The organism is Ruegeria sp. HKCCD7303, assembly GCF_013111185.1.
Classification (GTDB): Bacteria; Pseudomonadota; Alphaproteobacteria; order Rhodobacterales; family Rhodobacteraceae; genus Ruegeria.
In genome coordinates, this window is the sequence record NZ_WVRE01000002.1 from 141106 (window position 1) to 164769 (window position 23664).

Below are 23664 nucleotides of genomic sequence, written 5' to 3' on the forward strand. Positions count from 1 at the left end.
CGATGGCGCATGACGATGCGCAGGGTGCGCGCATGACTGACGCTCTTTCCATTACCCGGCTTCCGCGTGCTTTTGATCCGTCTCTGGGGGATGAAGCGCGGGCCCTGATGCCAGATTTGCCGCAGGAAATGGGTGAGCTCGTGGCGGGCACTGCCGGGTCCAGCCCTTATCTGAAAGGTCTGATCGAGCGTGAGAAAGGCTGGTTGCCTGAGGCATTGGAGCAGCCGGATCAGGCCCTAGCGAACGTTATGACTGCAGCGCGTGATCTGCCGCCCGATCAGTTGAAACCCGGCTTGCGTCAGGCCAAGCGACGTTTGGCGCTGCTTACCGCCTTGGCTGATATTGCAGGTGCGTGGCCGCTGGAAAAGGTCACGGCGGCCCTGACGGATTTCGGAGCACTGGCCGCGGATGTTGCGGCCAAGGCCGAGATCGCTGCGTTGATCCGGCGCAAGAAACTGCCCGGAATGACTGAAGATGATGTCGAAAACGCAGCTGGGCTGGTCATTCTTGCGATGGGCAAGATGGGCGCGCATGAGCTGAATTACAGCTCGGACGTTGATCTGATTGTTCTGTTTGACGAGACGCGTTTTGACCCCGACGATTTCTACGAGGCCCGTCAGGGCATGGTCCGGGCAACGCGGAATTTCTGCGCGACGCTCAGTGACAAGACAGCAGACGGGTATGTGTTTCGGACCGATCTGAGGCTGCGCCCAGATCCCGCCGTGACCCCGGTTTGCATGGCGATGGAGGCGGCTGAACGATATTATGAAAGCCTTGGTCGTACCTGGGAACGGGCCGCCTATATCAAGGCGCGGCCCTGTTCCGGGGATTTGGGGGCGGGTCAAAGGTTCCTGGACAGCCTGCGCCCCTTTGTCTGGCGCCGCCATCTGGACTTTGCGGCCATTCAGGACGCCCATGATATGCGTCTGCGTATCCGCGAAAACAAAGGAACTGGTGGGTCTTTGTCCATCCCCGGCCACGACATGAAGCTGGGTCAGGGCGGCATCCGAGAGATTGAGTTTTTTACGCAAACCCGCCAACTGATCGCTGGTGGGCGTGATGCGGACCTGCGCGTGCGGGGGACTGTTCCGGGGCTGTCGGCGCTGGCGTCAAAAGGCTGGGTGCCAGAGGACGTGGCTGAGAAACTGACCGATCACTACCGGGCGCATCGCGAGGTCGAGCATCGTATTCAGATGATCCACGACGCGCAGACCCACAAGGTGCCAAATTCACCCGATGGGATCGAACGCGTTGCCTGTCTTATGGGGATCAGCAATGCAGAGTTGACACAAGACCTCATGCGCCGCCTGACCGAAGTGCATGAGTTGACCGAGGGGTTCTTTGCGCCGGGTCAATCACCGGCCTCTACGCCGGTGCAGAACGTCGAGTTTGACAAGAATATACTGGCGCGCTGGACGACATACCCGGCGCTGCGAAGCCAGCGGGGCGCGCGGATTTTCGAACGCCTGCGGCCCGAATTGCTTTCGCGCCTCGCCAAGACAGCCAAACCGGACGAGGCGCTTATGGCTTTAGACGGGTTTCTGGCGGGTCTTCCCGCCGGGGTGCAACTGTTTTCCTTGTTCGAAGCAAACCCGCATCTGATTGACCTCTTGGTCGATATTGTTGGCACATCCCATGCGCTTGCTTCGCACCTGTCACGTAATGCGTCTGTATTTGACGCGGTGATCGGGGGCAGTTTCTTTACCGATTGGCCGGGGCAAGAGGCGCTGCAGGGCGAACTGGCACAAGCCCTTTCGGAAGAAACGGATTATGAAACCCAACTCGATCTGGCGCGGCGCTGGTGCAAGGAATGGCATTTTCGCATTGGGGTGCATCATCTGCGCGGCCTTATTGACGGAGCGCAGGCCGGTCAGCAATATGCAGAGCTTGCTCAGTCGGTGATTGCAGCCGTACTTCCCTATGTCACCGAGAACTTTGCCCGCAAACATGGTCCCGCGCCCGGTCGTGGAGCCGCCATTTTGGGTATGGGTTCGCTTGGCGCGGGGCGTATTAATTCGCAGTCCGATCTGGACATGATCGTGATCTATGATCCGCAGGACGAAGAGATGTCAGACGGTCCGCGCCCATTGGCCACGCGCACCTATTACGCGCGCTTTACTCAGGCGCTGATCACTGCACTTTCGGCACCGATGTCGCAAGGGCGTTTGTATGAGGTCGATATGCGATTGCGCCCCTCGGGTAATCAGGGGCCGGTGGCAACAAGCTGGGCCAGCTTTACCAACTATCAGCAAAACGAAGCCTGGGTGTGGGAACACTTGGCTCTGACTCGCGCGCATGTCGTCGCTGGAGACGCAGGGCTGGCCGAAGATATTGAATCCTTCCGGGCCGAATTCCTGTCGCGGCCAAGGGAACAGAGTAAAGTGCTTCGCGAAGTCGCCGAAATGCGCGCGCGCCTTGCTGCCGCCAAGGCACCTGCGGGCATCTGGGATGCCAAGAACGGACCGGGGCGTCTGATGGACATCGAACTGATGGCCGAAACCGGCGCTTTGCTGGCAGGCTCGGCGCAGCGCGATGTATCATCGGGTCTGGATGGGGCCGTCGCAGCCGGATTGCTGGATGTCGCGCAGGCGCAATCGCTGAAAGACTGCTATGATTTATGCTGGTCTGTGCAATGTGCCGCCCGACTGCTGTCGGGCAAGGTCATCGAGGCCGACAAAATAGGCGAGGGCGGCGCGGCGTTTTTGTGCCGCGCGACCGGGTTCGAACATGTCGAGGCCCTACAGGCAGCATTGCAGGAAAGTTACACGACCGCAGCCGATCTGATCGGAGGCGTGATCAACGAGGGCGAAGATGACGCGCAGCACTGATCCCAACGACCATAAGGGTCTGATCCGCGAAGCTTACCGCATTGAGGGCATTACCTTGCCCGAATGCCGCAGCATCTTTCTGGACTGGGCGCTCAGCCTGCCTGCCGATCGCGATCAGAATACAGCGCTGGCGGAATTGCACGCAGGCTACATGGACCAAAACCCCGATCATCCCATGACACATGTCCTGAGCGAGGGTCTTCAGGCGGCTCAGACCCCCAAACGTCGAGGCGGATGGCGGTCTCGTAACCGCTAGGGGTTTTCGACCGGCGCGTTCCTGACTATGAGAGCGCCATGACCCAATCTGCCGACCGCCCCCGTATCCGCCTGAAACCCAAAGCCAATGCGCGCGGCTTGCGCCATGGCTTCCCCTGGGTCTATGCCAATGACATCGTCACCGACCGCCGCACGCGCAAGATCCCGGCGGGCGCTTTGGCCGTGCTTGAGGATGAAAAACGCGCGCCCATCGCGCTGGTGGCGGTCAACCCCGAGTCCAAGATCATGTGCCGGGTGCTGGACCGTGATATTGACGCGCAGCTTGATGCCGCTTGGTTCGAAACCCGCCTGCGGCGCGCCCTCGAGATGCGCGAACGCCTGTTTGACGCCCCGTACTACCGCCTGCTCCATGCCGAGGCGGATGGCTTTCCCGGCGTGATCATCGACCGCTTCGGTGACGCCTGCGTTATCCAGCCGAACTCGGCCTGGGCCGAGGCACACCTGGACCTGCTGACCGATGCTTTGGTCAAGGTGACTGGCGTGATCACGGTGCTGAAAAACGCCTCAGGCCGCACACGTGGGCTGGAGGGGCTGGACGACGTCAACCAAACCCTGCGCGGCACCACACCCGATGCACCGCTGCCGGTGCCGATGAATGGCGCGACTTATATGGCCGATTTGACCGGCGGGCAGAAAACCGGCCTGTTCTATGACCAGCGTCCCAATCATGCCTTTGCCGCGCGGCTGGTACATTCGGGAGCGCACGTGTTGGACGTCTTCAGCCATGTGGGCGGTTTTGGTCTCGCCATGCTGGCAGGCGGTGCAGGGCAGGCGCTGTCTGTGGATGGCTCTGCCGCGGCACTGGAGTTGGCGGCAAAGGGCGCTGAGGCTTCGGGCCTTGCTGACAAGTTCCAAACCCGGCAGGGCGACGCGTTCGACGTGTTGGCCCAATTGGGGGAAGAGGGCGCGCAGTTTGACGTCGTAGTCTGCGACCCGCCTGCTTTCGCACCGTCGAAACAAGCGCTGGATGCAGGGTTGCGCGCCTATGAGCGGATCGCTCGACTGGCCGCACCTCTGGTCAAACCCGGCGGTTATCTGGGGCTGTGCTCATGTTCGCACGCTGCGGATCTGGGGCGGTTCCGCGATGCCTCATCCCGCGGGATTGGTCGGGCCGGACGGCAGGCACAACTGATCCACACCGGGTTTGCGGGCCCGGATCACCCGCAATTGCCGCAACTGGCGGAAAGCGGCTATCTCAAAGCAGTGTTCTATCGCTTATGAAAGCCGTTCTCGACACCTGCGTGATCTACCCCACGGTGATGCGCGAGATGCTGTTGGGGGCTGCGCGTCTGGGTCATTTCACCCCGATCTGGTCTGCACGCATCCTCGAGGAATGGGCCCGCGCCGCCCGCAAACTTGGCCCAACGGGTGAGGCACAAGCCCGTGCCGAAATCTCACTGACACAAGCCAATTGGCCGGATGCCGAGCGCGCGCCGAACGAAGGGTTGCAAAACCGCCTTTGGCTGCCGGATGCCGCAGATATCCACGTGCTGGCGACTGCAGTTGCGGCTTCCGCCGATGTAATCGTGACGGTGAACGCCAAGGATTTTCCCAAGAATATCCTGGCCGAAGAAGGCCTTGAGCGCCGTGACCCAGACAGCCTGCTTCACGGTTTCTGGCAAGCAGACGCAATCGGGATGAACGCACTCGCGGCTCAAGTCCTTGCCGAGGCTAACCGTCTTTCAGGTGATCAATGGACCTTGCGCACATTGATGAAAAAAGCCCGCCTTCCACGTTTGGGTAAAGCCCTTACCACGTAAAAGCGATCCTGCTTCATCTGGCTAAAAATACCTCGGAGAGCGCGAGAGGCTGGCCTCTCGCTGCGCGCCCTCAGCCACGCGCCCAACGCTGTTCAAGTTTTTCAAGGGCTGCAATCCGCTCATCCGTCTTGGGATGGCTCATCAACCACGCAGGAACGACCCCGGCGCGCTGCTGCGTCAGGTCCTCCAGCTTGTGAAACAGCGATTTTTGCGGTCCAATTCCGATACCGGCCTTGGTCAGCAAAGCAGCCGCATATTCATCGGCTTCATATTCATCTCCACGTGACAGACGTGAGGCCAATAGGGCGGTCAAAGCATTGGCAATCATCGCGCCGATGAACGGGATGAACCGGTTCAGTACCAATATCAACGCCGTCCGCATTGCGTTCTGACCGGAAAAATCAATCATCCGCCGCCGCGCATGTCCCAAGGCGACATGCCCCAGCTCATGTGCGATAACGCTGGCCATTTCCTCGGCCGAGACCTCGCCATTGCGGAACTTCCGATAAAACCCGCGCGTAATGAAAATCCGACCGTCTGGGGCTGCAAGACCGTTCACCGGGTCGATCTCGTAGATAAAAACGGGCACCCGATCGATACCCAAAGCGGCCGCCAGACGGTCCGTCATACGTTTCAATGCAGGGTCAGCCAGTTCCGTCGATTTCGCATCCAGTTCCCGATGGGTACGCCAGACGGAAATCCGGTACATCACAAGACCATAGGCAATGGCCAGCAGGATCGGGGTGAAACGCAACATGGCTTAGATATGGGGCCGCAACGGCGTCAGGGCAATACAAACTTTACTGCAGTCAATAGAAGGATCAGGACAGGGCTGAGCTGCGCCTCGTGCCGTTTCATTCAGAAATGTGGTTGATATTCATAAACGTCAGAACATCACCGGCGCGAGGGGCCCGGATATCCAAAACAAACCCTTGATCCATCACCGCTTGAAACACCCGGGCCAGACCTTTTTGGCCATAAATCCCCGGATGGACCTCGATGACAAGGCGGGACACAGAACGCAGGTCGCACTGTTGGAACAGGTCTGCCTCACCACCTTCAATGTCACATATGATCAGTGTTGGGGCAAACTTTGCGACAATGTCATTGAAGTCCAAAATCGGCACATCGACTTTTTCGGTATAGGCTCTTTCCTCGCCACTCAGGGATGAGGCCCAGAAATTCTTGCGGATATAGAAATCGACAGTGTTGCCATCATTTGTTTGCCCAAGGATGCCATGAAGACATTCGGCTTTGTCGGACACATCGTTTTCTTCAAAGGTTGCTTGTATCACGTCGATCAGGGCCGGGTTTGCTTCGACCGAAACAACTTTGTCGACACCCTCGATCTGGGCGATCTTTGTGGACAAAAAACCGACCCCGGCTCCGATATCCAGAACCCGCTCGCCTTGTTCGATGCACCGTTCGGCATGGCGCAACTCGGCTGTTTCGTAACGTCCCAGCCTCATGGATCTCAGAATTCTGCGGGTGAACAAACCGGGCTTTTTGTGAATTCTGACGCCGCGATAACAGACCGAGCCACCGTCTTCAGCGAATTCTGTTGCCATGTGCGAACCTCAAGTCTTGCGTGGATGAGCGTCTGCCCCGAAACCCGGGCGGGAATGCCACTTTTCCAGATGCACCTTAGACTGTGTCTCAAGGTGATAAAACCTTAAATTCCAGCAGCCTATTGCAGTGCAATAATCAGTGGCACGCGTTTTTTTTCTTTCATTTTCGGGGAACGACCTACCGCGTCAGTTCCCGCATGCCCTGTTCCAGTCCGGCAAGTGTCATGGGCACCATGCGATCTTCGAAGATCTCTTGGATCATGCCGATTGAATGGGTGTATTCCCAATACTTCTCGGGCACCGGATTGATCCAGAGGTTGGATGTCCATTGGTCCCGCGCGCGTTGTAGCCAGACTTGCCCGGCTTCCTGGTTCCAATGTTCATTGGCACCGCCGGGATAGGCGATTTCGTACGGGCTCATCGAGGCGTCGCCAACAAAGATACACTTATAGTCGCCACCATAAGTGCGCAGAACTTCGTGGGTGGGGGTCTGTTGATCCCAGCGACGGCGGTTGTCGCGCCAAACACCTTCATAAAGGCAGTTGTGGAAGTAGTAGTATTCCAGATGCTTGAATTCAGTACGGGCGGCGGAAAACAGTTCCTCGACTACCTTAATATGCGGGTCCATTGATCCGCCCACGTCCAGAAACAACAGCACCTTGACCGCGTTGTGACGCTCGGGGCGGGTCTTGACGTCGAGATAGCCATGTTCAGCCGTGGCGCGGATGGTGCCGTCCAGATCCAGCTCTTCAGCCGCCCCTTCACGGGCCCAGCGGCGCAAACGCTTCAAGGCGACCTTGATGTTGCGGGTGCCCAGTTCAACTGTGTCGTCTAAATTCTTGAATTCCCGCTTGTCCCAGACTTTGACGGCGCGCTGATGGCGGCTTTCCTTTTGACCGATGCGGACGCCTTCGGGGTTATATCCATACGCACCAAACGGAGATGTTCCGGCTGTGCCAATCCACTTGTTGCCCCCCTGATGGCGGCCTTGTTGTTCCTTCAGACGCTCGCGCAGGGTTTCCATCAACTTGTCGAACCCGCCAAGCGCTTCGATTTCGGCCTTTTCTTCGTCCGACAGGTGCTTTTCAGCCATCTTGGCCAGCCAATCGGCGGGGATATCGACAGCTTCCAGAACCTGATCGAAACTGATTTCGTTCAGTCCTTCGAAACTGGCTGCAAAAGCACGGTCGAATTTGTCGATGTTGCGCTCATCCTTCACCATCGACACGCGGGCGAGATAGTAGAACGCTTCAACATCATAGGTGGCCAAGCCCTTCTTCATACCCTCCAGAAAGGTCAGATACTCCCGAAGTGAGACCGGGATGCCTGCTTTGCGGAGGTTTTCGAAAAAGGGCAAAAACATCGCGTCACGCCACCATGCGCACCAGAATCAACGAGATTACCAGCCCAAGAAGCGCAAATGCGATCCCGTAGCCAGCAGCATACTGCGCCATGTCAGCCCCGTTTCCATTGCGTTTTTTTGCGGTCAAAGCGCCCAGGATCGCCCCTAGGATCGCCATTCCCAAAACTAGCACCATTTGTGATTCACCCGTCTGTCCTGCTGCCCGAGCTCCGCTGGCCTGCGCTTTCAACCAAAGACTGGGCCACCAGTTGCGAACCAAACCCGTATCGCGCCCAACCAATGCTGTCCAGCCTGACCGAACGGGCCTGCTGAAGCTGTCCGGCCTGTCTCAAGGCTTCAGACTTCAACAGCAACAATGTGGCCAAAATCGAGGCATTCTCGGCCCTGGTCATCACGTTGATGGCATTGTCAAGCTCGGGCAAAACACGCGGTCCCTGATCTTGAGCCAGCGCAAATGCGGCAGTCTGAGTGGTCACATAGGCTTGATGAACCTCGGTGCCAGGCGTCGCCTTCAGAAATTGCTGGGCAATCTGAAACTGTCTAAGCGCTTCGTTTGGGTTGCGGAACTGTTCCATCCGGCCAAGCAGATAGTGGGGATAAGCGCGACGGTGATCCGTCCATCCCAATTGCTGACCAATGCGGGCGGCCTTCTTGGCGGCGCGCATTTGCCGCGGTGATCCCGGCCCGGGACCCAGCGATTTTTGAATGGCGTCTACCCATTCACGGGGTGTTTCAGTAGCGGGTTGAACGGCCAGCCGTTCGCCACGCGGGTTCAGGCGGCTCAGCACGCCGGGGATCACGGCTTTCACCTGTTCCTGGCTCATGCCTGTACGCAGCTCTGGCGCATAGGTGGCACGCAGTATCAGCATGTCAAACCCGGTTAGAACGGTGTGAATATTGTCGTCGTTGAACACCGAATCCGGCAAATGATAGAGGTCATTCAGAGGACCCAGCGCCTGCGCCAACTCCTCATGAAGGCAATCACGTATTTCCTGAGGGCTGACATCATAAGGAATGAATATCCCTAGCCTTTCGCGTCGGCGCAGCTCGGTCCAACTGCTTTTGGCCTTGCGGCGGTCACGGCGGTATTCGTCCAGGCTTGAGGCATTCGGTACCACGAAACACGCGGCGTTGGGCAGAATCCGCAGGATGTCTTCCTGACTGACCGCCTCGATCGTGATATTGGCCTGACCGTCTTGGATCTGCCGAATATTGATCCCGGCTTCACGTTTCAAACGGTTCAGCAGGCGCGTCAGATCCTGCTGCATACTGGCGGTCGGCGCCCCGGTCAGCCGTACTGTGACCGGTGTTTCAAACCGGGTAAACACCGGCAGGGCAGCGCCGCTTTCCAGCGCGAAGTGCAGCGACACAAAATCCTCGGCGATGTTCTTGTTGGATCGGGCGGGTGGCCATGGACGGGGAGCGCCGAAGGATTTGGTGGGTGGCAGTGCCGCCTCAACCGAGCGGATCTCGTCGGATACCGGAACGGTTTGAATAGGTTCAACCGATGTGCAACCCGCCGCAAACAACGCTACAACAAGAGCGGACCAACGCATCATGAGCGGGAATACTTGATGAACGGTGTGATCGTTCCGATGCGGTCATAAAGTTGCCGCGCGGTTTGGTTGAACTCCTGCGTCAGCCAATAAACCGACGGCGCACCTTGCCGGTCGGCCTCGTCGTAAACCGCCTGGATCAGTGCTCGGCCCACGCCTGTGCCACGGGCTTCGGGTCGGGCAAAAAGGTCTTGCAGGTAGCAGACCTTTTCGATCTTCCAGGCATGACGGTGAAACAGGTAATGCGTCAGCCCGACCAGATTGCCATCCTGCTCGGCGACAAAACAGGAAAAATCCTGCGGATCACCGCCCAACAGTCTTGAAAACGTCGTCTCGTAGATTTCTGCGGGCAGGGCGGTTTCATAAAACGCCAGATAGTCCCGCCACATGTCAGCCCACTGATCCTTGTCTTCGGCGCGAAGGGGGCGGATTTTCAGTGTGTTCGCCAAGCGATCTGTCCAATTCTGTGAGGTTGATCCGGTCACTCCTGCGATGCTGACACCCGGGGTGAAGCAACGCAAGCCAAGATCACCAATTTGTTCAGGTTTAAGCTACCGTTTGCCGCGCGCCATGAAGGCCAGCCGTTCGAACAAATGCACATCCTGTTCATTTTTAAGCAATGCGCCATGCAGCTTCGGCAGGGCATTGGCCCCATCGCGCTTGAGGTCGTCGGCGGTCAGGTCTTCGGCCAGCAGCAGTTTCAGCCAGTCCAGAACCTCGGAGGTCGAAGGCTTTTTCTTCAAGCCCTGTGTCTCGCGGATTTCATAAAACTGGGTCAATGCGGTGGTCAAAAGCGCGTCCTTGATACCTGGGTGGTGCACTTCGACAATGCGGCGCATTGTGGTCTCATCAGGGAAGCGGATGTAGTGAAAGAAACACCGGCGCAGAAATGCGTCGGGCAGTTCCTTTTCGTTGTTCGACGTGATGATGACGATGGGCCGGTTCTTGGCCCGGATCGTGTCGCCGGTCTCGTAGACATGGAACTCCATCTTATCGAGTTCCTGTAAAAGGTCGTTGGGAAATTCGATGTCCGCCTTGTCGATCTCATCGATCAGAAGAACAACTTTTTCATCGGCCTCAAACGCCTGCCACAGCTTACCCTTGCGGATATAGTTTGACACGTCATGCACGCGCTCTTCGCCAAGCTGGCTGTCGCGCAGGCGGCTGACCGCGTCGTATTCGTAAAGGCCCTGTTGCGCGCGTGTCGTTGATTTCACGTTCCACTCGATCATCCGCAGACCCAGTGCACCGGCGACCTGTTTGGCCAGTTCGGTCTTGCCGGTTCCGGGTTCCCCTTTGACCAACAGAGGGCGCTCGAGTGTGACGGCGGCGTTCACGGCAATGGTCAGATCGTCTGTGGCGACATATTCGGCTGTACCTTGAAAACGTGCTGTCATGGGCCTCTCGTGTGGTTGTGCGGTATGGTCGGGCAAACTGTGTTTTCCGGGTTACAGAGCGGCAAGGTTTTTGACAACCCGCGTCCCTGCGTCGGTCAACAGGAATTTTACTGCGTCTCCAAGCGCTTTTGATTGATTCGTCCGTCGCCGACACCGGCGCATCACGCGACGTGCCTCAAAAAAGCCTGGTGAATTTCATATAAAAACAAGGTTTTCCTGATGTTTGTCTCATATTTAGACAAATCCGCGCGGGCGACTGTGGATGCAACGTTTGTGTAGTGACATTCCACGGCCCGTCGGCTAAACGCTGCGCAGAAGGGAGAGCCAAATGTCAGGTGAAACAACCGCGACCGACGTTTCTGGCCATACCGAGGGAGCAAATATGAAGCAGGAAGTTTTTCTGCCGGAGGACTACCGTCCGGCCGAAGATGAACCTTTCATGAATGATCGTCAGCTTGAGTATTTTCGTCGCAAGCTGCTGGATTGGAAGACAGAACTATTGGCAGGCAGCCGCGACACGATCGAAGGTTTGCAGGACAATACCCGTAACATTCCGGACGTCGCAGACCGCGCAAGCGAGGAAACCGACCGTGCACTTGAACTGCGCACGCGGGATCGTCAGCGTAAGCTGGTCGCCAAGATCGACTCGGCCCTGCGCCGTATCGAAGAGGGCGAATACGGGTATTGTGAAAAGACCGGCGATCCGATTTCGCTGAAACGTCTGGACGCGCGTCCGATTGCCACAATGACGCTTGAGGCACAGGAACGCCACGAGCGCCGCGAAAAGGTCCACCGCGACGATTGATCGCCGGATTCTGGGTAAAAACTCAAGCGCCGGGGCCTGTGGCTCCGGCGTTTTTGCGTTATGGCAGGGGCATGAATATCCATGGTTTGAATTTCTGCGTTATTGGTGGGGGCATCGGCGGCCTGGCTGCCGCGCTTGCATTGCAAGTCAGGGGCGCACAGGTCACTGTGCTCGAACAGGCTAGCGAACTGACCGAAGTTGGCGCTGGCCTGCAAATCAGCGCCAATGGCATGACTGTGCTGAGGGCTCTTGGCGTTGCACAAGGCAAGCCCGCGTTCGCCCAGAAATCGTTTGGTACGGTGCTGCGTGATTACCGCAAGGGGCGGGTGATCAGCCGCGTACCCAGTCCCGCCGCCGGACCAACTTATTACTACCACCGCGCTGACCTGCTTGATTTGCTGCATAAAGCCGCCGTGCGTGCAGGGGTGGAGTTACGTCTGGAATCGCGCGTCACCGAAGTGCTCAAACACCCCGGAGAGGCCGAGATTGTTCTGGAAAGCGGCGAAAGACTGCGGGCTGAATGTGCCATTGCGGCAGATGGGGGGCGCAGTGTGATCCGGCCGATCCTCAACGGCCTCGAAACACCCGCGTTCACCCATCAAGTTGCATGGCGGGCCACGATTCCGTGGAGACATTCTGACCAGACGCCGCGTGCCGCGCTGACCATGGGGCCCAGACGTCACGTGGTGACTTATCCTCTGCGCGATCAGAATCAGATGAACATCGTTGCGGTCGAAGAACGATCAGACTGGCACGAGGAGGGATGGCGTCAGGAAGGAAATCCAGACGACTTGCGCGCGCGGTTTGCGGATTTCGGTGGGGAAGTTGGCACGATTCTGGCGCAGGTCGAACAGGTCAATATTTGGGCTTTGTTCCTGCGACCGGTTGCCGAGAAATGGCAAAACGGTCGCATCGTCTTGCTGGGGGATGCGGCACATCCGACGTTGCCCTTCATGGCGCAAGGGGCCTGTTTGGCGTTGGAGGATGCTTGGTGCCTTGCCCGCGCATTCGAATTGGAGTCCGGGATCGTTAAGGCTTTGGCTGCTTATGAAAGTGCCCGAAAACCGCGCGCTCGCAAAGTCGTAGCCGCCGCAGGGTCAAATGCTCGTAACTTTCACCTGAGCGGCCCGATGCGTCTGGCTGCTCAGGCCGCCTTGATGGCGCTAGGTCCAAAGCTGGCGCAGCGATACGAGTGGATATACAGCTACGATCCGACGGTTTGAGAGTTTACAGATCTAGATCAACCCAAACCGGCACGTGGTCCGAAGGTTTTTCATGTCCCCGGATTTCAAAGTCGATACGGCAATCGCGCATCAGATCGGCAGCCTGAGGGGTCAACAGGAAATGGTCGATCCGAATGCCGTCATTCCGGTTCCAGGCACCGGCCTGGTAGTCCCAGAATGAATAATGTCCGGGGCCTTGGGTCGTGGCCCGGAACGCCTCGGTGAATCCAAGATTCATGACTTTGCGAAATGCTGCGCGGCTTTCGGGCCGGAACAGCGCGTCCTCTCGCCATGCCCCAGGACGTTTGGCATCTTCGGCCTGCGGGATGATATTGTAGTCGCCCGCCATGAGTGCCGGCTCTTCACTGTCCATCAGATCACGCGCGCGCTGGTACAGTCTTTCCATCCAAGCCAGCTTATAGTCGTATTTCGGGCCGGGCACCGGGTTGCCATTTGGTAGGTACAGACCGCAGATTCGCAGCGCTTTTTTGCCGATGACTGTCGCCTCGATCCAGCGTGCTTGTTCATCATGGTCATCCCCCGGCAGACCGCGCGAGACATCTTCCAACGGCAGCTTCGACAGGATTGCCACGCCGTTGAAGCTCTTTTGCCCATGGGTTTCCACGTTGTATCCACGCTCTTCAAACATCTCGTGTGGAAAATTTTCATCGATGGATTTGATTTCCTGCAAAAGAACGACGTCGGGTTGCGCGTCATCCAGCCACCGGGGAAGGGCCTCGGCCCGCGCTTTGATGCCGTTGATGTTGAATGTGGCGATTTTCATGCGCGATCCTCCGAAGCCATTGGCAACCTATCGCTTAGAATGAACCCAGCGGCAAGGTGGAGGGCAGGTTTGCGAGGCTCTGCCTCGCGCTCCGAGGTATTTTCAGCCAGATGAAGAAACGGATTCTTAACCAACTCGATCAATGCTGCTGAAGCGGTGCAGGCGGAGGCGCCGATGACCGCGCCAGGTGAAGCTCTCTGATCGTTGGGTCAGAGAGCGGATCCCTGCTTCGTCTGGCTAGAAATACCTTGGGGGTGTGGGGGCAAAGCCCCCACCGGTTTCACATCGAAAAAGACGTGCCGCATCCGCAGGAGGATGTCGCGTTTGGATTGTCGATCACAAAACGCGCGCCGATCAGCTCTTGTGTGAAATCAATGACTGCGTTCTCAAGGAAAGGTAGCGAGATAGCATCAACGATAACTTTCTGGCCTTTGCCTTCTAGGATCAGGTCATCCTCTCTTGGGGTGTCCAACGCGATTTCGTATTGAAAGCCCGAGCAACCGCCGCCTTCCACTGCAACACGCAGGGCCTGACCCTGGTCTGCGGCGCCAATCTCGGCCAGACGCTCAAAGGCGCGTTCAGTGACTGTTGGGGGCAGATTCATGCCGCTCTCCAAAGGTTTATTTCCTTAGCGTCCTACAATATATGGAACCCAAGGACAGGCGACAAGGACTAGACCTTTGGTCAGAGCGAGTTTTGCCTCGGATCCGGTGCGCGCAAGAGGGCGGCTGGTGCCTGAGGACGAGAGCAGTTTCCGGTCATGCTTTCAGCGCGACCGGGACAGGATCATTCATGCCAGTGCCTTTCGGCGGCTCAAACATAAGACGCAAGTCTTTGTTGAGCATGAGGGCGACAGCTATCGCACCCGTCTGACCCATTCCATCGAAGTGGCTCAGGTGGCGCGAACCATCGCCGGGGCGTTGGATCTGAACCCCGAACTGACCGAGGCTGTGGCTCTGGCCCATGACCTCGGCCACACGCCATTTGGTCATACTGGTGAAGACGCCTTGCACGCCTTGATGGAGCCTTATGGTGGTTTTGACCACAATGCACAGGCTATTCGGATTGTGACCAGGTTAGAGCGTCATTACGCTGAGTTCGACGGCTGCAACCTGACATGGGAATGTCTGGAAGGGATCGCCAAACATAACGGCCCGGTTGTGGGTGATTTGCCCTGGGCGTTGGCCGAATGCAATCGGGGCTTTGACCTTGAACTCCACACCCATGCCAGTGCAGAGGCACAGGTAGCGGCGCTATCTGACGATATTGCGTACAACAATCATGATCTTCTGGACGGGTTGCGCGCAGGGCTTTTTGAAGATGATGACCTGCGCAATCTTCCCATTGTAGGGGCTTGTTATGCGGATGTAGACGCAAAGTACCCGAAGCTGGACCTGTATCGCAGGCGTCACGAAGCGCTACGGCGGGTGTTTGGCGTTATGGTTTCTGATGTAATCAACTCCTCCCGTGAGTTGATTGAAAATTCGGGGGCGCAGTCTGTCGAGGATATCCGCCATCTTGGCTATCCCGTCATACAGTTTTCAAATGGGGTTTGGGAGCAACTTCGTGAAATCCGGGCGTTTCTGTTCACTCGGATGTATCGTGCGCCCAGTGTCATGAAGGTACGAGCCGAAGTCGCAACGATTGTAGAAGACCTGTTCCCCATTTATCTGAATGACCCGAAACAGATGCCTGCACGCTGGCACAATGACATTGAAGCTGCCACGGATGAGACCGCCTTGGCACGTATTGTTTCGGACTACATTGCGGGTATGACTGACCGGTTTGCTCTGCAGGATCACGCCCGGCTGACAGGCTGATCACTTCACAGCGATGTAAGCGATGACCCAGACTTGCTGACCCGCTTGTTTCGTCGATTGGTCAGCGTCGTCTGTTGGCGGGAATACGATCATCGTGGGGCCATACCCTCCGATCCCTATAAGAAAACCAACAGCGTGCGTGGTGATGGTTGGTTTGTCGGTGGCAATACTGTCCCAAGCGATTTCGGCCTGATACTCTTCTAACGCCCTGGGAAGTGCTGTTTTACCGTCCGCACCGGCCATGATCATGACCTCGAAAAGAAGGGGCCCTTAAAACGCATAGCCCCGCTGGTTGCCCGGTGGGCCGTCGGGGATCGTGATCTCAAACTGTTCCAAGGCGTCCATTGACCTTGCCGTGCTGCGTGGTAAACCGCCGGACAAGCAAGAGGACATCCGAAATGAACCTGTTTTCCGAGATCCGCGGCCTTGTATTGGACGCGCTGGCACAGATGCAGTCCGAAGGCGCGCTGCCGGAAGGGCTGAGCTTTGACAACGTGGCGGTCGAACCCCCGCGTGATGCAGCGCATGGCGACATGGCGACCAATGCGGCGATGGTGCTGGCGAAACCGGCCAAGATGAAGCCGCGCGATATTGCCGATGTGCTGGCTGGCAAACTGGCGGCGGATAACCGGATCACCAGCGCCGAGGTTGCCGGACCGGGCTTCCTGAACCTGCGCCTTGCGTCCGCAGTCTGGCAAGGCGTGCTAACGGCGGTGCTGGAGAAGGGCACCGACTATGGCCGTTCGACCATGGGGCAGGGACAAAAGGTCAATGTCGAGTATGTCTCGGCCAACCCGACCGGTCCGCTGCATGTGGGGCATACGCGGGGGGCCGTGTTCGGAGATGCTTTGGCAAGCTTGCTGGCCTATTCCGGCCATGATGTGACTCGCGAATACTACATCAACGATGGCGGCGCGCAGGTGGATGTACTGGCGCGCTCGGCTTATGAGCGCTATCGCGAAGCCAATGGCCTGAGCCCCGAGATCGCGGAAGGCCTGTATCCCGGCGATTACCTGATCCCGATCGGTGAGGCGCTGAAAGAGAAATACGGCGACAGCCTGATCGACAAGCCTGAAAGCGAATGGCTGGAAGATCTGCGCAACTTCGCCACGGATGCGATGATGGACCTGATCCGCGCTGACCTGAAGGCGCTGGGCGTTGAAATGGACGTGTTCTTCTCGGAAAAGTCGCTCTATGGCACAGGCCGGATCGAAGCGGCGCTGCAATCGCTGACCGACAAGGGTCTGATCTATGAGGGCGTGCTTGAGCCGCCGAAGGGCAAGAAGCCCGAGGATTGGGAGCCGCGTGAACAGACCCTGTTCAAATCGACCGAGCACGGCGATGATGTGGACCGCCCGGTCAAGAAATCGGATGGCAGCTGGACCTATTTCGCGCCCGACATCGCCTATCACTATGACAAGGTGAGCCGTGGCTTTGACGCGCTGATCGATGTGTTCGGCGCGGATCATGGCGGCTATGTCAAACGGATGAAGGCAGCGGTGTCGGCCCTGTCCGATGGCAAGGTGCCGCTGGATATCAAGCTGACGCAGTTGGTGAAGTTGTGGAAGAATGGTGAGCCATTCAAGATGTCCAAGCGCGCCGGGAACTTTGTCACCTTGCGCGACGTGGTCGATCAGGTGGGCCCTGATGTGACCCGTTTCGTGATGCTGACCCGCAAGAACGATGCGCCCTTGGATTTCGATTTCGACAAGGTGTTGGAACAAAGCCGTGAGAACCCAGTGTTCTATGTGCAATACGCTCATGCCCGTGTGATGAGCGTTCTGCGCCGTGCTGCTGAGGCCGGGATTGCCGCAGATGACGCGACCCTCTCTGGTGCTGATCTGAGCAAGAACGACCATGCCTCGGAACTGACCGTTGCCAAAAAGCTGGCCGAATGGCCGCGTCTGGTGGAAATCGCCGCGCGCACCAATGAACCGCACCGCGTTGCTTTCTATCTCTATGAACTTGCAGGGGATTTCCACGCGCTGTGGAACAAGGGCAATGACGAAACCCAGTTGCGCTTTATCCAGGATGGCGATGTTGCCACAAGCCAGTCGAAAATCGCATTGGCCCGTGCCGTTTCTGTTGTGATTTCAGCGGGCTTGGGTATTCTTGGCGTTACTCCGGCGCAGGAGATGCGGTAACAAATATCGCCCGAACCGCCGGTACGAGGTAGGCAAGAAATGACCCGCGCGCCTTATTTTCAGGTGCGAAACGGGCAGTGAGGCGGACATGGCGAGTTACGATTACTCGGGGCAGCAAAGCCCCGAGCAGATGCATTACCCGAATCAAGCGTATTCTGAGGATGCGTATGATTACCCCGACGATATGCAAGATTATGACGCACCGCGCGGCACGTATGGGCTGGGCCGGGTCGTAAACGTTCTTGGGGCCGTCGCCTCATTGGCGTTGGTCGCTGGTGTAGGAGTATGGGGCTATCAACTGGTCATGCGGGATGTGAGCGGCGTGCCCGTGGTACGTGCCGCCGAAGGTCCAATGCGCGTCCAACCGGAAAACCCGGGCGGGACGCCCGCAGATCACCAGGGTCTGGCCGTCAATGCAGTTGCCGCCAGAGGCACCGCCGCGGCCCCGGCTGATCGCCTGATCCTTGCACCGCGCCCCGTGTCGCTGACCGATGAAGATTTGCCTGGCAGCGATCTGAAGCCAACTCCGGCGCTGCATGTGGTGGAAGAGCCGATCACGACCCAGGAAGCCGCGCGTCTGCGCCAAAGTGCGGTGGACGCGTTGGTGGCTGAACTTGCGGGTGAGGCGGCCAAGACCCAGCAGGAATTCGAAGACGGGACGCAAGTGGCGTCACTGGCCACGCCCGAGGAAGAGCCGGCAATTGATCCTGTTGATTTTGCAGCGGCTTTGCCGGATCCGGCTCTTGCTGAATTGCCAGGGGTTCGCAGGTCTTTGCGTCCGGTTAAACGCCCTGCGCGCAGTCAAATCTCGCCCAGCGAGGCGTCTGAGGGCGCCATCAACGCCGCCGTCAAGGCTGCGGTTGGGTTGGATGTTGACCCCGACACGTTGGCCAAGGGCACCCGACTGGCGCAGCTTGGCGCCTATGACAGCTCGCAGGTGGCGCAGGCCGAATGGGATCGCCTAAGTGGTCGATTCGGGGAATATATGGCTGACAAACAACGGGTTATCCAGAAAACCTCAAGCGGCGGTCGAACCTTTTACCGCCTGCGTGTTTTGGGATTTGAAGACCTGAGCGACTCGCGCCAGTTCTGTGCCGCGCTGGTCGCACAAGGGGCAGACTGTATCCCGGTCGCCGTCCGGTGAAGTTTGGCGCCACGATCACCGATGCCGAAGGGCTGCGTCTGACGCAGGAAGAAAGGGACCTGTTTCGCCAAATGAACCCCTTCGGGTTCATACTGTTTGCCCGCAACATCGAAAGCGCCGATCAAGTCCGCGCCTTGTGCGATGATTTCCGCGAGACGGTCGGGCGCAATTGCCCCATCACTATTGATCAGGAAGGCGGGCGCGTGCAGCGTTTGCGCGCGCCCTTGGCCCGCGAATGGCTGCCACCCTTGGATCATGTGACCCGTGCAGGCGATCAGGCCGAGCGAGCCATGTATCTGCGCTATCGCCTAATCGCGGATGAATTGTTCAGTCTTGGGATCGACAGCAACTGCGCCCCCATGGTCGATGTGGCACGGTCTGATACGCACGCTTTTCTCAAGAATCGCTGTTACGCTTCTGATCCTGAACAGATTTCCAAAATTGGCAGGGCCGTAGCAAAGGGGCATTTGCACGGGGGCGTTTTGCCTGTAATCAAACACATGCCAGGACATGGCCGTTCCACGCTGGACAGCCACTACGACTTACCTCATGTCGATCTGTCATTGGACGAATTGGACAGCAGTGATTTCGCGCCGTTTCGTGCACTGAACGATTTGCCGATGGGGATGACCGCACATCTGGTCTACGATCAAATCGATCCCCAACCAGCCACGATTTCAGCCACCATGATGCGTGTGATCCGCGACAAGATCGGCTTTGAAGGGCTGATCATGACCGACGATATCGGGATGAAAGCGCTGAGCGGTACACCGTCGGACGTGTCACGTCAGGCCATTCAGGCAGGCTGTGACGTTGTTCTGCACTGCAATGGCAGTTTTGCAGATCGTGCCGCAGTGATGGAAAGTGCCGGAGAGATGACCGATCAGGCACAAGCCCGCGCAGAACGGGCGCTGGCGATGCGCAAACCTCCTCAGGAACTTGACATCCCCGCCGCCGAGGCGGAACTATCTGCCCTAATGGGCGGGCAGGTATATGAACGATAACCTCTTTAGCGAAGACCCTGTCTCGGTCGCGGATCGTCTTGCGGCCGAAGCGCTGATTGTTGATGTCGACGGGTTCGAAGGACCACTGGACGTTCTGCTGACCTTGTCGCGTACGCAGAAAGTGGACTTGCGGAAAATCTCGGTTCTGGCGCTGGCGCAGCAGTACCTGGCTTTTGTAGAAAAGGCCCGTGCGCTGCGGATCGAACTGGCCGCCGACTATCTGGTGATGGCCGCGTGGCTGGCCTTTCTCAAATCCCGGTTGCTGTTACCTCCGGACCCCGATGACGAAGGTCCATCGGGCGAGGAACTGGCTGCGCATCTGGCGTTTCAGCTGGAACGCCTTCAGGCCATGCGCGATGCGGCTGCGCGGTTGATGGCACGCGATCAGTTGGGCCGCGATTTCTTCAAGCGCGGGCAGGGCGAAGATATCACCCGTATCCGCACTGTAACCTATTCCGCCACGCTGCTGGATTTGATGCAGGGTTACGCCCGTATCCGCACCCGCGACGAATTCCGCCCCTTTGTGATGGATCGCGACTCGGTCTTCACGATGGAACAAGCGCTGGAACGGATGCGACCGTTGATTGGCTTTGCCGGAGCGTGGACCGACATGGAGACGTACCTGCCGGAGGGCTGGGACGCCGACCCGGTGCGCCGCAGGTCCGCAACGGCGGCAACTTTTGCGGCCTCGTTAGAGCTGGTGAAAGAAGGACATATGGAGATGAAACAGAGCGAGACATTCGCTCCGATCCATCTGCGAAAGAGGACCGAGACACGTGACTGACGCCCCTGAAGAGACCGGTACTCTGTTCGAAGCTCCTCCGCTGGCGGAACAGGAACGCATGGTCGAGGCTGTTCTGTTTGCCAGTTCTGAGCCGGTGACAATTGCGGATCTGGAGGCCCGGATGCCCCACGGAAGCGATGCGGCGCAAGCGGTTGAATTGCTTCAGAAACGCTATGAAGGGCGTGGCGTGCGCGTGGTGCGTGTGGGCGATGCCTGGGCCATTCGGACTGCCCCGGATCTGGGTTTTCTGATGCAGAAGGAAACGGTCGAGACCCGCAAGCTGAGCCGCGCAGCGATCGAAACTCTGGCCATCGTCGCCTATCATCAGCCCTGTACACGGGCCGAGATTGAGGAAATCCGTGGGGTTTCGGTTTCGCGCGGAACCATTGATCAGCTTTTGGAGATGGAGTGGATCAAGCTGGGCCGCCGTCGTATGACACCGGGTCGTCCTGTGACCTTTGTTGTAACGCCAGAATTCCTGGATCACTTTGGTCTGGAAAACGCGCGTGACCTGCCTGGCCTGAAAGAACTTCGGGCGGCTGGGCTTCTCGAAAACCGGCCTCCGCCGGGTGCCATTCCCCTGGGTGAAGGGCGTGAGGACGAGGCCGACGAAGATCAGACCGAGCTGTTCGAGGAAGAGTGATTGCGCAGCCCTTTTGTTGCCGCATAAAGCGCCTATCTTTAACCCTGAGGACAGGGAGTTGAGCAATGAATGCAAATCGGATCATTGATATGATTGTGCGTCAGGTCATGCGCCGACTGGTCAACAAAGGCGTGAACAAGGGCATTGATATGGCCAGTCGCATGGGCAAGGGCGACGCCACATCCAAGGGGCCAAAGCACGCCAATTCATCTGATCATGCCCAAAAGCTTCGGCAGGCCGAGAAGATGAGCCGGCAGATGCGCAGGTTCATGAAATTCTAGAACTTACCCAACAGCCTTGAAGTGCTTGGACAGTTTCAAGCCCTGACCCTGATAGTTTGATGCAATGCCCGCGCCGTACAATTGCGTCGGCATTTCGGCCATTTTCTCATAGACCAGACGCCCGACAACTTGTCCGTGCTCCAGCACAAAAGGTGCTTCGTGGCAGCGAACCTCTAAAACACCGCGCGATCCGGCCCCGCCGGCGGCGGTATGGCCAAAGCCGGGGTCAAAGAACCCGGCATAGTGCACCCGGAATTCGCCAACCATCGCCAGATAAGGTGCCATTTCAGCGGCGTACATTGGCGGGATATGTACTGCTTCACGGCTGACAAGAATATAGAACGCACCAGGATCAAGGATAATACAACCATCCTTGGTGCGCACTTCTTCCCAATAGTCCTGCGGGTCGTATTCGCCGATACGATCCAGATCGATGACCCCGGTGTGAGGCTTGGCGCGGTAGCCAACCAGATCGGTCTCGGGAAGCTGCAGATCCACTGAGAAACCTAGTCCGTCCTGAATAACAGCAGGGCCGTCGACCAGTGGCGATTCAGCATGTAAGGCTTTCAATTCAGCGTCCGAGAGCACGGCTTGACCCTGACGGAAGCGAATCTGATTCAGACGCATGCCCGGACGCACCAGCACCGAGAACGAGCGCGGGCAGATTTCAGCATAGAGTGGGCCTGCGTATCCAGCAGGCACCCGGTCAAACTCGGTGCCGCCATCGGTGATAGTCCGGGTCAGAAGGTCCAGCCGTCCGGTCGAGCTTTTGGCATTTGCAACAGCGCTCATATGGTCTGGCAGGGCGATTGATTCCATTAACGGAACTAAATAGACGCAACCTTTTTCCAGAACGGCCCCGTCCGTGATATCGATGCGGTGCATCTCGAACTCGGTCAAACGATCTGCGACGGTTCGCCCTTCGCCTGCAAGAAACGAAGCGCGGACGCGGTAAGCGACTGTTCCCAGACGTAAATCAAGGCTTGCTGGTTGAATCTGAGCAGGCAGAACGTCCGGGCTGGCCGTGATCTCGCCGCGCGCGATCATCGCCTCAATCTGTTGGTTTGGGCAAACACCTGTCATCTCGATCCCCTCTGGTGCCAGAGCGGGATCTGGCCTGTGTGCCATAAACGTCGGTGTGATTTGGTCGGGCTAGCAGGACTCGAACCTGCGACCTTCCGTCCCCCAGACGGACGCGCTACCAGGCTGCGCCATAGCCCGACGTTGGGGTGTTCATAAAGATTTTCCCGGCAGGGGCAAGAGGAAAACACTGCCTTTTTTCCTAACCCGTCGCCTGTGTCTCGACACGATCCAGCCAGTGGCGCAGGTCTTTTGCAATCGGGGCGATTCGGCGCAACAGGTCGTCGTCAAACTCTGCCCGGTTCCACGCCAACGAGGCGATTCCCCCCAAGATCGGAGAGGCGTCAAGCTGGGGCTCTGCAACCGGCTGCTGGTTGGCAGCTGGTGCCGCGTCGATCTGAGCATCTTCTTTTACCTTGGGCGCAGTTGTTTCGCCCAAATCCATATGAATCTGTTCGGTAACTGGTGCAGGTTTCGGTTCGAAAGGCACCACGGTGTCTTCAACGGGCGAGGATGGAGCCGGGGACGGGTCGTCCAAGGATTGCGACAGCGACGCAACATGCGCCACGCCTTGCTCGCGCAGAATGCGCTGAACGCCTTTGATCGTGATTCCGTCTTCGTGGAGAAGCTTTTTGATCCCGCCCAAAAGCCGCATGTCATTGGGGCGATAGTACCGGCGTCCACCCGCCCGTTTGACCGGTTTCACCTGCGTGAACCGGCTTTCCCAGAAACGCAGAACATGGGCCTGAACACCAAGCCAATCCGCAACTTCGCTGATCGTGCGAAACGCGTCGGGAGACTTGCTCATATCCGCGCGACCTCGGGGTTACTTGCGATTCCCGGCAGCGACGCGATCCTTCATCAGATGCGACGGGCGGAAAGTCAGCACGCGGCGCGGCTGAATTGGAACTTCTTCACCGGTTTTAGGATTGCGACCAACACGGGCGGTCTTGTCGCGTACACTGAACGTGCCGAAGGATGAAATCTTGACCTGCTCACCGCGCACCAGAGCGTCGGACATGTGGTTCAGAACACTTTCAACCAGCTGTGCGCTTTCGTTTCGTGAAAGCCCAACCTCGCGAAAGACGGCTTCGCTCAGATCCATTCGAGTCAGTGTTTTATCGCCCATGCCATTTCCCCTGTTGATATCAAAGCATATGGGTATGGCAAATTCGCTGTCAATATCAATGAATTGCGGGCGGCT

Annotated in this window: 26 protein-coding genes and 1 tRNA gene; 13 read left to right on the forward strand and 14 right to left on the reverse strand. The window is 57.9% G+C overall.

All coding sequences use genetic code 11. From position 1 onward, the window contains the following. Window positions 1–32: 32 nt before the first annotated feature. The 4 genes from GS630_RS05270 to GS630_RS05285 are packed head-to-tail and all read left to right on the forward strand — an operon-like array spanning window position 33 to window position 4864. Window positions 33–2828, forward strand: a complete 2796-nt coding sequence (locus tag GS630_RS05270; protein ID WP_171618814.1) for a glutamine-synthetase adenylyltransferase — start codon at window positions 33–35, stop codon at window positions 2826–2828. Then, window positions 2812–3084, forward strand: a complete 273-nt coding sequence (locus GS630_RS05275) for a hypothetical protein (protein ID WP_171179754.1) — start codon at window positions 2812–2814, stop codon at window positions 3082–3084. The genes GS630_RS05270 and GS630_RS05275 overlap by 17 nt, the downstream gene beginning before the upstream one ends. A 38-nt stretch (window positions 3085–3122) precedes the next feature. After that, on the forward strand, window positions 3123–4325 hold the full coding sequence (locus tag GS630_RS05280; protein WP_171618816.1) for an RSP_2647 family RNA methyltransferase: 1203 nt from the start codon (window positions 3123–3125) through the stop codon (window positions 4323–4325). Then, entirely contained in the window at window positions 4322–4864 is a 543-nt protein-coding gene (locus GS630_RS05285; protein WP_171179758.1) for an RSP_2648 family PIN domain-containing protein, read from the forward strand. Before GS630_RS05280 ends, GS630_RS05285 begins: the two co-directional genes overlap by 4 nt. Window positions 4865–4934: 70 nt before the next feature. On the opposite strand, the gene GS630_RS05290 is transcribed toward GS630_RS05285, so the two are convergent. The 7 genes from GS630_RS05290 to GS630_RS05320 all read right to left on the reverse strand — a co-directional run bounded on the left by GS630_RS05290 (window position 4935) and on the right by GS630_RS05320 (window position 10748). Further along, window positions 4935–5621, reverse strand: a complete 687-nt coding sequence (locus GS630_RS05290; RefSeq protein WP_171179760.1) for a M48 family metallopeptidase — start codon at window positions 5619–5621, stop codon at window positions 4935–4937. Window positions 5622–5718: 97 nt separating this feature from the next. Further along, entirely contained in the window at window positions 5719–6432 is a 714-nt protein-coding gene (locus tag GS630_RS05295) for an FkbM family methyltransferase (protein WP_171618818.1), read from the reverse strand. Between the two features lie 178 nt (window positions 6433–6610). Next, window positions 6611–7795 (reverse strand): VWA domain-containing protein, encoded by a 1185-nt coding sequence (locus GS630_RS05300; protein ID WP_171179764.1) that lies wholly within the window; start codon window positions 7793–7795, stop codon window positions 6611–6613. 4 nt (window positions 7796–7799) lie between these two features. Next, window positions 7800–7970: a hypothetical protein gene (locus tag GS630_RS05305; protein WP_171618820.1), complete on the reverse strand. Its 171-nt coding sequence runs from the start codon at window positions 7968–7970 to the stop codon at window positions 7800–7802. Window positions 7971–7977: 7 nt separating this feature from the next. Beyond that, complete coding sequence (locus tag GS630_RS05310; RefSeq protein ID WP_171618822.1) at window positions 7978–9354, reverse strand: DUF2927 domain-containing protein; 1377 nt, start codon at window positions 9352–9354, stop codon at window positions 7978–7980. Further along, on the reverse strand, window positions 9351–9800 hold the full coding sequence (locus GS630_RS05315; protein ID WP_371809064.1) for an N-acetyltransferase family protein: 450 nt from the start codon (window positions 9798–9800) through the stop codon (window positions 9351–9353). The genes GS630_RS05310 and GS630_RS05315 overlap by 4 nt, the downstream gene beginning before the upstream one ends. A 102-nt stretch (window positions 9801–9902) precedes the next feature. After that, window positions 9903–10748 (reverse strand): MoxR family ATPase, encoded by an 846-nt coding sequence (locus GS630_RS05320; RefSeq protein WP_171179770.1) that lies wholly within the window; start codon window positions 10746–10748, stop codon window positions 9903–9905. A 382-nt stretch (window positions 10749–11130) separates the two neighbouring features. Between GS630_RS05320 and dksA the strand changes: the two genes are divergently transcribed. Further along, entirely contained in the window at window positions 11131–11553 is a 423-nt protein-coding gene (gene dksA, locus GS630_RS05325; protein ID WP_050602554.1) for an RNA polymerase-binding protein DksA, read from the forward strand. Between the two features lie 71 nt (window positions 11554–11624). Beyond that, the gene (locus GS630_RS05330) at window positions 11625–12776 is read left to right on the forward strand and encodes an FAD-dependent monooxygenase (RefSeq protein ID WP_171180059.1); all 1152 of its coding nucleotides are present in this window, start codon (window positions 11625–11627) and stop codon (window positions 12774–12776) included. A gap of 4 nt (window positions 12777–12780) precedes the next feature. On the opposite strand, the gene xth is transcribed toward GS630_RS05330, so the two are convergent. Together xth and GS630_RS05340 are read right to left on the reverse strand one after the other, a co-directional pair. Next, window positions 12781–13560: an exodeoxyribonuclease III gene (xth, locus tag GS630_RS05335; protein WP_171711893.1), complete on the reverse strand. Its 780-nt coding sequence runs from the start codon at window positions 13558–13560 to the stop codon at window positions 12781–12783. Window positions 13561–13840: 280 nt separating this feature from the next. Beyond that, on the reverse strand, window positions 13841–14164 hold the full coding sequence (locus GS630_RS05340; protein WP_171179775.1) for an iron-sulfur cluster assembly accessory protein: 324 nt from the start codon (window positions 14162–14164) through the stop codon (window positions 13841–13843). A gap of 76 nt (window positions 14165–14240) precedes the next feature. On the opposite strand from GS630_RS05340, the gene GS630_RS05345 reads away from it, so the two are divergent. Further along, a complete protein-coding gene (locus GS630_RS05345) occupies window positions 14241–15380 on the forward strand; it encodes a deoxyguanosinetriphosphate triphosphohydrolase (protein ID WP_171618828.1) in 1140 nt (379 codons plus the stop codon). Here the strand turns inward: GS630_RS05345 and GS630_RS22260 are convergent, their stop codons facing one another. Continuing rightward, on the reverse strand, window positions 15381–15623 hold the full coding sequence (locus tag GS630_RS22260) for a hypothetical protein (RefSeq protein WP_216599743.1): 243 nt from the start codon (window positions 15621–15623) through the stop codon (window positions 15381–15383). 155 nt (window positions 15624–15778) lie between these two features. Here GS630_RS22260 and argS point away from each other — a divergent pair, with 155 nt between their 5' ends. The 6 genes from argS to GS630_RS05380 all read left to right on the forward strand — a co-directional run bounded on the left by argS (window position 15779) and on the right by GS630_RS05380 (window position 21380). Next, window positions 15779–17524, forward strand: coding sequence for an arginine--tRNA ligase (argS, locus tag GS630_RS05355; protein ID WP_171234446.1), 1746 nt, complete (start codon window positions 15779–15781; stop codon window positions 17522–17524). Window positions 17525–17612: 88 nt separating this feature from the next. Continuing rightward, the gene (locus tag GS630_RS05360) at window positions 17613–18668 is read left to right on the forward strand and encodes an SPOR domain-containing protein (RefSeq protein ID WP_171234445.1); all 1056 of its coding nucleotides are present in this window, start codon (window positions 17613–17615) and stop codon (window positions 18666–18668) included. After that, window positions 18665–19672, forward strand: a complete 1008-nt coding sequence (gene nagZ, locus GS630_RS05365) for a beta-N-acetylhexosaminidase (protein WP_171618830.1) — start codon at window positions 18665–18667, stop codon at window positions 19670–19672. Before GS630_RS05360 ends, nagZ begins: the two co-directional genes overlap by 4 nt. After that, window positions 19662–20456 (forward strand): ScpA family protein, encoded by a 795-nt coding sequence (locus GS630_RS05370; RefSeq protein WP_171179786.1) that lies wholly within the window; start codon window positions 19662–19664, stop codon window positions 20454–20456. Before nagZ ends, GS630_RS05370 begins: the two co-directional genes overlap by 11 nt. Then, on the forward strand, window positions 20449–21099 hold the full coding sequence (gene scpB / locus GS630_RS05375) for an SMC-Scp complex subunit ScpB (protein WP_171179788.1): 651 nt from the start codon (window positions 20449–20451) through the stop codon (window positions 21097–21099). The genes GS630_RS05370 and scpB overlap by 8 nt, the downstream gene beginning before the upstream one ends. 65 nt (window positions 21100–21164) lie before the next feature. Continuing rightward, complete coding sequence (locus GS630_RS05380; RefSeq protein WP_171090541.1) at window positions 21165–21380, forward strand: hypothetical protein; 216 nt, start codon at window positions 21165–21167, stop codon at window positions 21378–21380. A gap of 3 nt (window positions 21381–21383) precedes the next feature. Here GS630_RS05380 and GS630_RS05385 read toward each other — a convergent pair whose 3' ends face one another. The 4 genes from GS630_RS05385 to ihfA all read right to left on the reverse strand — a co-directional run bounded on the left by GS630_RS05385 (window position 21384) and on the right by ihfA (window position 23589). Then, window positions 21384–22463, reverse strand: a complete 1080-nt coding sequence (locus tag GS630_RS05385; RefSeq protein WP_171180061.1) for a 2'-deoxycytidine 5'-triphosphate deaminase — start codon at window positions 22461–22463, stop codon at window positions 21384–21386. 61 nt (window positions 22464–22524) lie between these two features. Then, window positions 22525–22601 (reverse strand) — tRNA-Pro (locus GS630_RS05390). 61 nt (window positions 22602–22662) lie between these two features. After that, window positions 22663–23268, reverse strand: coding sequence for a MerR family transcriptional regulator (locus GS630_RS05395; protein WP_171179791.1), 606 nt, complete (start codon window positions 23266–23268; stop codon window positions 22663–22665). Between the two features lie 18 nt (window positions 23269–23286). Continuing rightward, the gene (ihfA, locus tag GS630_RS05400; RefSeq protein ID WP_152458234.1) at window positions 23287–23589 is read right to left on the reverse strand and encodes an integration host factor subunit alpha; all 303 of its coding nucleotides are present in this window, start codon (window positions 23587–23589) and stop codon (window positions 23287–23289) included. Window positions 23590–23664: the final 75 nt, after the last annotated feature.